The organism is Ruegeria meonggei, assembly GCF_900172215.1.
GTDB classification, from domain to species: domain Bacteria; phylum Pseudomonadota; class Alphaproteobacteria; order Rhodobacterales; family Rhodobacteraceae; genus Ruegeria; species Ruegeria meonggei.
In genome coordinates this window covers 527,707-535,168 of sequence record NZ_FWFP01000001.1, presented here as the reverse complement: position 1 = coordinate 535,168, position 7,462 = coordinate 527,707, and the positions used below count along the sequence as shown (strand labels likewise).

4 protein-coding genes and 1 pseudogene are annotated in these 7,462 nt (G+C 57.9%); 1 reads left to right on the top strand and 4 read right to left on the bottom strand.

Annotation, left to right across the window (positions count from 1 at the left end; genetic code table 11):
- A pseudogene (glyA, locus tag RUM8411_RS22425) lies at positions 1–150 on the bottom strand (serine hydroxymethyltransferase); the annotation flags it as partial.
- A 167-nt stretch (positions 151–317) separates the two neighbouring features.
- On the opposite strand from glyA, the gene RUM8411_RS02660 reads away from it, so the two are divergent.
- Complete coding sequence (locus RUM8411_RS02660; RefSeq protein WP_085821109.1) at positions 318–1,079, top strand: NAD kinase; 762 nt, start codon at positions 318–320, stop codon at positions 1,077–1,079.
- A 257-nt stretch (positions 1,080–1,336) separates the two neighbouring features.
- Here RUM8411_RS02660 and RUM8411_RS02655 read toward each other — a convergent pair whose 3' ends face one another.
- The 3 genes from RUM8411_RS02655 to RUM8411_RS02645 form a co-directional block, all read right to left on the bottom strand.
- The gene (locus RUM8411_RS02655) at positions 1,337–2,776 is read right to left on the bottom strand and encodes an amidase family protein (RefSeq protein WP_085821055.1); all 1,440 of its coding nucleotides are present in this window, start codon (positions 2,774–2,776) and stop codon (positions 1,337–1,339) included.
- Between the two features lie 94 nt (positions 2,777–2,870).
- Positions 2,871–4,760, bottom strand: a complete 1,890-nt coding sequence (prpE, locus tag RUM8411_RS02650) for a propionate-CoA ligase PrpE (RefSeq protein ID WP_085821054.1) — start codon at positions 4,758–4,760, stop codon at positions 2,871–2,873.
- A 268-nt stretch (positions 4,761–5,028) separates the two neighbouring features.
- Positions 5,029–7,302, bottom strand: a complete 2,274-nt coding sequence (locus RUM8411_RS02645; RefSeq protein ID WP_085821053.1) for an NADP-dependent malic enzyme — start codon at positions 7,300–7,302, stop codon at positions 5,029–5,031.
- Positions 7,303–7,462: the final 160 nt, after the last annotated feature.

The following is a 7,462-nucleotide window of genomic DNA, read 5'->3' as shown; positions in this document are numbered from 1 at the left end:
CACGGCGGCCGAGACGATGTTCTCGGACGCGATCAACTCGATCTCGTCGCGCTGGCGGCCCAGCTCGGATGTGATCGAGCCGAACAGCTCGGGGTCGCGCTCAGACAGGGACTGGGTGAAAAAACCGGTATCACGAAGATTGGCGTTCATGGGGGCTCCACATGGCTGGGGGAATTCTTGCGGATTTCCTATCGGAAACCCTACTTTTGCAAAAGGCTTAAAGCGACGATTTGGCCCGCTGTGGCGTCAAGTCTGGCCTATCGGGGAAAGGTATGGTTGTTTCGGAACCAAATGTGCAACACCGGAAACCGGAATTGATGATCCAGAGAATCGCCTTTCTTGCCAGCGACGCCAATGTCGCGCAATCGGCCCGGGTTGCCTTGATCGCCCGGTATGGAAATTCCGCCCCGCGGGATGCGGATGTGGTGGTGGCCTTGGGTGGGGATGGGTTCATGTTGCACACGCTGCACCACATGCAGCACCTCAACACACCCGTCTACGGCATGAACCGTGGCACCATCGGGTTTCTGATGAACGAGTTTCACGAGATCGACCTGATGCAGCGCCTTGTCGATGCCGAGGAAGAGGTCATCAACCCGCTGGCGATGCGGGCGATGGATCAATCCGGCAAACTGCACGAAGCGCTGGCCATAAACGAAGTGTCTCTTTTGCGGGCCGGCCCACAGGCGGCGCGGCTGCAGATCAGCGTCGATGGTCGGGTTCGGATGGACGAACTGGTCTGCGACGGGGCACTGCTGTCAACACCGGCCGGGTCGACAGCGTATAATTACTCAGCACATGGTCCGATTCTGCCAATTGGGTCTGATGTTCTGGCCCTGACGGCGATTGCCGCGTTTCGTCCACGCCGGTGGCGCGGCGCTTTGCTGCCAAAGATTGCCAAAGTGCGGTTTGACGTGCTGGACGCGGACAAGCGACCGGTCATGGCGGATGCGGATTCGGTTTCTTTCAAAGACATCGACTGGGTGGAAATCCGGTCGGAACCCGCCATCGAACACCGTATTCTTTTTGACCCGGGGCATGGGCTGGAAGAGCGACTGATCTCGGAACAGTTCACCTAATTCAACCACAAGGACGTTTTTTGAGACTTGTGTGAACCAGTTCACAGGAGGTTTCTTAATCTTCCGTTAATGTGAACTTGCCCGGAGAACACGCCAAGGTGGAAGTGAGTGGCCACCAACCGGCGTTTTCGAATGGTTGCGCAGTTTTCGCGCTGATGAGGGTAGGTGGTGCTACGCTTGTTAACAAATTTCTGGGCTTATTTAAGTAAGCGGACCCTGGGCACAAAAACCCAGGGTCTATTTTTTACAGGATCGGCCTACAGAGCCGCGTCCATTCTGTCCCACAGTGGTAAGCACATTTGGCCGACACGCGATTCGATGGCGGCGGCAGCGTCAACAGCCATATCTTCGCGCCAGCGCCGGGCAGCGATTTGAACGTTGATGGGTTGCGGCCCCTTCGGCAGCTGTGCGAGCCGGGCGGGAACGCAGGCGGCGGGCAGGCCTAGAAAGTTCATTGCGTAGGAATAGACAGCGCAACCCAGAACCTCGTGCACGCCCTCGGCACCATCGGTGTCCCGGTCCGGTCCAAAAAACGGCTGCGGCAGGAACGGAGACAAAACCAGAGCATAGTCCTCCATGAACAGTGACCATTCCCGTGCATAGTGGGTGCGCTGAGCCAACATTCGGATCAGATCGGTGTCTGTAATGGGTGGAAATTCCTGAAAGTAGACCTCGAAGATGTTGCGGATGGTTTGAGAGCCGGCGGCTTCGATATCATCTTTCATCAGGGTCAACACTTCGCCCATCAGCGCGCGATAACCCGCCCGGCCGCATTCGAAAACATCAGGCGGGTCTATTTCAGTTACCAGATACCCGGCGTCGACCAACGCGTCACGGGCGGTGTCCAGCGCCTTTTCCACTTCGGGGTGCAAAGCGTAGCCAAAGGTGTTTTTGGTAAAGGCAACTTTGAGGGAGGTGTCGCAGGGCGCGCCGCGCCAAGGCATTGAGACATGGAACGGATCGCGGGGATCGGCGGCAATCACGCTGGGCATGGACAGGTGAAGATCGGCGGCTGACCGGGTGATAAGGCCCTGCACTGACATGGATTGGGCCAAAATCCCACGCTCGGCCGGTTGGCTGGGGTTCCAGGCGGGTACGCGCCCAAGGCCGGGTTTCACCGTGACCGCCCCGTTGGCCGCAGCGGGAAACCGTAGGCTGCCGCCGATATCATTGCCATGGGCCAACGCACCGATCCCGGCCATCACACCTGCACCCGCGCCCCCCGATGACCCACCGGGCGAGATATGCCGACCCCATGGATTGTGCGTGCGGCCATGCAGGTCATTGTCTGTGTCCGCGCGAAATGAAAACTCGGGCGTATTTGTCCGCCCGATGACAACGGCCCCGGCATTCTGCAGGTTGGTGACAATCGGGGCATCATTCGGTGCGATCACGTCCTTCAGCGCTACAACGCCGTTACTGGTTGCGTGCCCTTTCTGGTCGACATTGATCTTGATGGTTACTGGCACGCCGTGCAGCGGCCCAGGTGATGCGCCGCGGACGACTGCCTGATCCAAGGCGCGCGCCTTCTGCAATGCCTCGACGCTTAGATCCTCGGCCACCGCATTCAGGTCCGGGTTGACCTGATGCATGCGATCAATGGCTCTTTGCACAGCCTGTTCGGCGCTCAGTTCGCCAGTGCGGGTCAGCTTGGTCAGGGCTGTGGCGCTTAGACGCCAGATGTCGTTTTTTGTCATGGGGCCTCACTGTCTTATCGTGACAGTAGGGGCCCCGTTTCAGGTTGCAAGCGAAAGCCTGTGGGCGGGCGACCAGTGGTCGCCCAAAGCCCGATCACTGCGCGTACCCGATGGATTTCAGCGCGACGGTGATTTCATCCAGAATGGCCGGATCGTCGATGGTCGCGGGCATTTTGTATTCCTTGTTGTCCGCAATCGACACCATCGTTCCCCGCAAGATTTTACCCGACCGGGTTTTTGGCAGGCGATCCACCACAACAGCCAGTTTGAAGGCTGCGACAGGGCCGATCTTTTCACGTACCAGCTTGACCACGTCTTGCGTCACCTCGCCGTGGTCGCGATCACACCCGGCGTTCAGACACAAGAAACCCACTGGCATCTGGCCTTTAAGCTGATCGGTCACGCCGATCACAGCGCATTCGGCGACATCGGGGTGGGCGGCCAGAACCTCCTCCATTCCGCCGGTGGACAGGCGGTGGCCAGCCACGTTGATCACGTCATCGGTGCGGGCCATGATATAAAGGTAACCGTCCTCATCAATCATGCCTGCATCGCCGGTTTCATAATAACCGGGGAATTGGTTGAGGTACGAGCTTTTGAACCGATCCTCTGCATTCCACAGCGTCGGCAAAGTGCCTGGAGGCAGCGGCAGTTTGACCGCAATCGCACCCAGTTCACCGGGCTTCATCGGGTGGCCGCCCTCATCCAGAATCTGCACATCATAACCCGGCATTGGTTTGGCGGGCGAGCCGAGTTTCGTCGGCAGTTTTTCGATACCTATCGGGTTGCCTGCGATGGTCCAGCCAGTCTCGGTCTGCCACCAATGGTCGATGACCGGAACATTGAGCGCTTTTTGCGCCCATTCGATGGTGTCGGGATCAGCCCGTTCACCGGCCAGGAACAGGGCGCGTAGGCTGGACAGGTCGTATTTTGCCAACATCTCACCCTTTGGGTCTTCGCGTTTTACGGCGCGGATGGCAGTGGGGGCGGTGAAGAAGGATTTGACCTTATGCTCGGCGATTACTCGCCAGAAGGTACCCGCATCGGGGGTGCCAACCGGTTTGCCCTCGAACACGATGGTGGTGTTGCCGTGGATCAGCGGGGCATAGCAGATATAGGAATGCCCAACGACCCAACCCACATCCGAGGCCGCCCAGAACACATCGCCCGGATCGACGTCATAGATATTCTTCATCGTCCAGTTCAGTGCGACCAGATGGCCCGCCGTCGAACGCACGACCCCTTTGGGCGCCCCCGTGGTGCCTGAGGTGTACAGGATATACGCGGGATCATTGCCGTCGACCGGAACACATTCTGCAGGTTCAACTCCGTATTGAAATCCGTGCCAGTTGAAATCGCGCCCCTCGATCAGCTGCGCCACCTCCTGTTCCCGCTGGAAGATAACGCAAAAGTCGGGCTTATGACTGGCCAAGTCGATGGCCCCGTCCAGCAGGGGTTTATAATGTACCACACGCCCTGGCTCCATCCCACATGAGGCCGCGATGATCGCCTTGGGTTTGGCGTCATCAATCCGGACAGCCAGTTCGTTACTGGCAAAGCCACCAAAGACCACAGAATGCACCGCACCTAACCGGGCGCAGGCCAGCATCGCCTCAAGCGCTTCGGGGATCATCGGCATGTAGATGATGACCCGGTCACCTTTCTCTATGCCTTTGTCGCGCAGCGCCCCGGCCAACGTGGCGACGCGATTGCGCAGCTCGACATACGAGATTTCGCGCTTTGTATGCGTAATCGGGCTGTCATAGATAATCGCTGTCTGCTCGCCGCGGCCGTTTTCCACGTGGCGGTCCACAGCGTTCCAGCACGTGTTTACCTTGGCATCGCAGAACCATTCATAAAGCGGCGCATTATCGTCAAACAAAGCTTTGGTCGGAGGCTGAACCCAATCGATCCCTTTTGCGGCCTCCATCCAGAATGCATCCGGATCAGATTTCCAGCTTTCATAAACGTCCTGATAAGCCACGGTAGCATCCTCCTTAAACTCCTCGTATCGTGTGTAAGGTGGACCGGGTGCACCACACAAGTGAGGGAAATGACGGGGCGTCACTTTACCGCAAACCATTTGCAGAATTCGTCAAAATGGTCTGCAAATTTTTGCAAACAGGTTAAAATGCGCAGTATTTTCTGCACGGGCTGGCAGCATTTGCAAATCTGCAAATCCTGCCGTGCAAAGAATCACCCGCCTCGTGAGGTCAGGCGCCTCAGAGACGCCTGATCCGGGTTTGCGCCGTCTATCCGTAGTGGGCCACTGGTGTGCCGGCAATAGCGGCCATATTCAATAGTCCACGTGCGGTAATTGACGGGGTCACGATATGGGCCTTGTTGCCCATTCCCATCAGAATTGGCCCTACTTCCAGACCGTCCGCTTTCATCTTCAGGATGTTTCGCACACCGCTGGCCGCGTCTGCGTGGGCAAAAATCAGCACGTTCGCTGTTCCTTGCAGGCGCGAGTTCGGGAAGATGCGTGATCGCAGCTCCGGGTTCAGTGCTACGTCCAGGTTCATCTCACCTTCATAGGTAAAATCCCGAGGTTCGGAATCGAGGATATCCAGCGCGGCCCGAAGACGTTTGCCCGACCCCTCGGCCTGATTGCCGAACTGTGATTGCGAACAGAAGGCGATCTTGGGCTCTATCCCAAACCGCCGCACATGTCGGGCGGCCCCGATGGTCGTCTCGGCCAGTTCTTCAGGATTTGGCAATTGCCTGACATGGGTGTCGGCAATGAACAGTGGCCCGTCTTCCAGGATCATCAGCGACAACGCGCCGTGCGGGCGCAAATCCCCATCGTCCAGAACCTGTTCGACATAGTTCAGATGCCAGCGGAACTCACCAAAAGTGCCGCAGATCATGCTGTCAGCCTCGCCCCGATACACCATGATAGCGGCAATGGCAGTGTTGTTGGTGCGCATAATCGCCTTGGCGAGATCCGGCGTCACACCCCGTCGTTGCATGATCTCGTGGTAGGAGTTCCAATAATCGTAATAGCGTGGGTCGTTTTCCGGGTTTACGATCTGAAAGTCCTCACCGGGGCGCACTGTCAGGCCCAGCTTTTCACACCGTGCTCCGATGACGTCGGGGCGACCGATAAGGATAGGGGTCTCGGTCGTTTCTTCCAAAATGGCTTGAGCGGCACGCAGGACCCGTTCATCTTCGCCCTCGGCAAAAACGATGCGGCGGGAGGCGACGGCGGCTGCTTCAAAAACCGGGCGCATGAGCAGGGCGGACTTGAACACCGACTGGTTCAGACGCTCTTTATAGGCCTCGATATCGTCAATCGGGCGCTTGGCTACGCCACTGGCCATCGCCGCCTTGGCGACGGATGAAGACACAACACCCACAAGGCGTGGGTCAAACGGCTTGGGAATCAGGTAGTCGGGGCCAAAGGTCAGCTGTTCTCCTTTATAGGCGGCTGCAGCCTCGGCGCTGGTGGTGGCACGGGCCATATCGGCGATACCGTCGACGCAGGCGATCTGCATCTCGTCATTGATCTCGGTCGCGCCGACGTCCAGCGCACCGCGGAAGATGAAAGGAAAGCACAGGACGTTGTTGACTTGATTGGGAAAATCGCTGCGTCCGGTGGCGATGATCGCATCCGGAGCAACCTCGCGCGCGGCCTGAGGAAGGATCTCGGGGGTCGGATTGGCCAGCGCAAAGATAATCGGGCGTCTGGCCATTTTCGCGACCATTTCCGGCTTTAGGACGTTCGGTCCGCTGAGGCCAAGGAACAGGTCGGCATCGGCAATCACATCGTCCAAGGTGCGCAGGTCGGTCTTTTGTGCGAACTGGTCTTTATGCGGGTTCATGTCTTCAGTGCGGCCCTGGTAAACCAGGCCGTGAATGTCGCACAACCAGATGTTTTCGCGTTTGACCCCCAGTTTCACCAGCATACTGAGGCAGGCGATCCCCGCTGCACCGCCACCTGTCGAGACAATCTTGATCTCTTCGAACTTTTTCCCTGCGACATGCAGCGCGTTTTTCGCAGCAGCCCCGACGACGATGGCGGTTCCGTGCTGATCGTCGTGAAAAACGGGGATGTTCATACGCTCGCGGCACAGCTTCTCGACAATAAAGCAGTCGGGTGCCTTGATGTCCTCAAGATTGATGGCCCCAAAGGTGGGCTCAAGCGCACAAACAATATCCGCCAGCTTTTCCGGGTCGGGCTGGTCGACCTCGATGTCAAAACAATCGATACCGGCAAATTTCTTGAACAGAACGGCTTTGCCCTCCATCACCGGCTTTGAGGCCAGTGCGCCGATATTGCCAAGTCCCAGAACGGCTGTTCCGTTCGACACGACCGCCACCAGATTGCCTCGGGAAGTGTAGAGTTCTGCATTTGAGGGGTCCGCCTTAATCTCGAGGCTGGCCTCAGCCACACCGGGCGAATAGGCGCGCGCCAGATCGCGACCGTTGGCCATTGGCTTTGTCGCCTTGATCTCAAGCTTACCGGGCTTAGGGTGGGCGTGATAATCAAGCGCGGCCTGTCGCAGGCTGGGTGTGTCAGACATCGGCTTAGGAACTCCCTTCGAAATTTGATTTAGAGCTAAACTATTTTTCGAGGCTTGGCTACGTCGCGTCATTTTGCAACAGTGTCGCAACCTCACCGGCGCCTTGGTTGAAATTTGCGGCCAACTGGCTAAGTTCGCCACTTTCAAAATTCCGGCAATC

Excerpts from the sequence above, each read along its gene's own strand:
- RUM8411_RS02660 (WP_085821109.1), top strand. The coding sequence starts at position 318 with ATGATCCAGAGAATCGCCTTTCTTGCCAGCGACGCCAATGTCGCGCAA.
- RUM8411_RS02655 (WP_085821055.1), bottom strand. The coding sequence starts at position 2,776 with ATGACAAAAAACGACATCTGGCGTCTAAGCGCCACAGCCCTGACCAAG.
- RUM8411_RS02645 (WP_085821053.1), bottom strand. The coding sequence starts at position 7,302 with ATGTCTGACACACCCAGCCTGCGACAGGCCGCGCTTGATTATCACGCC.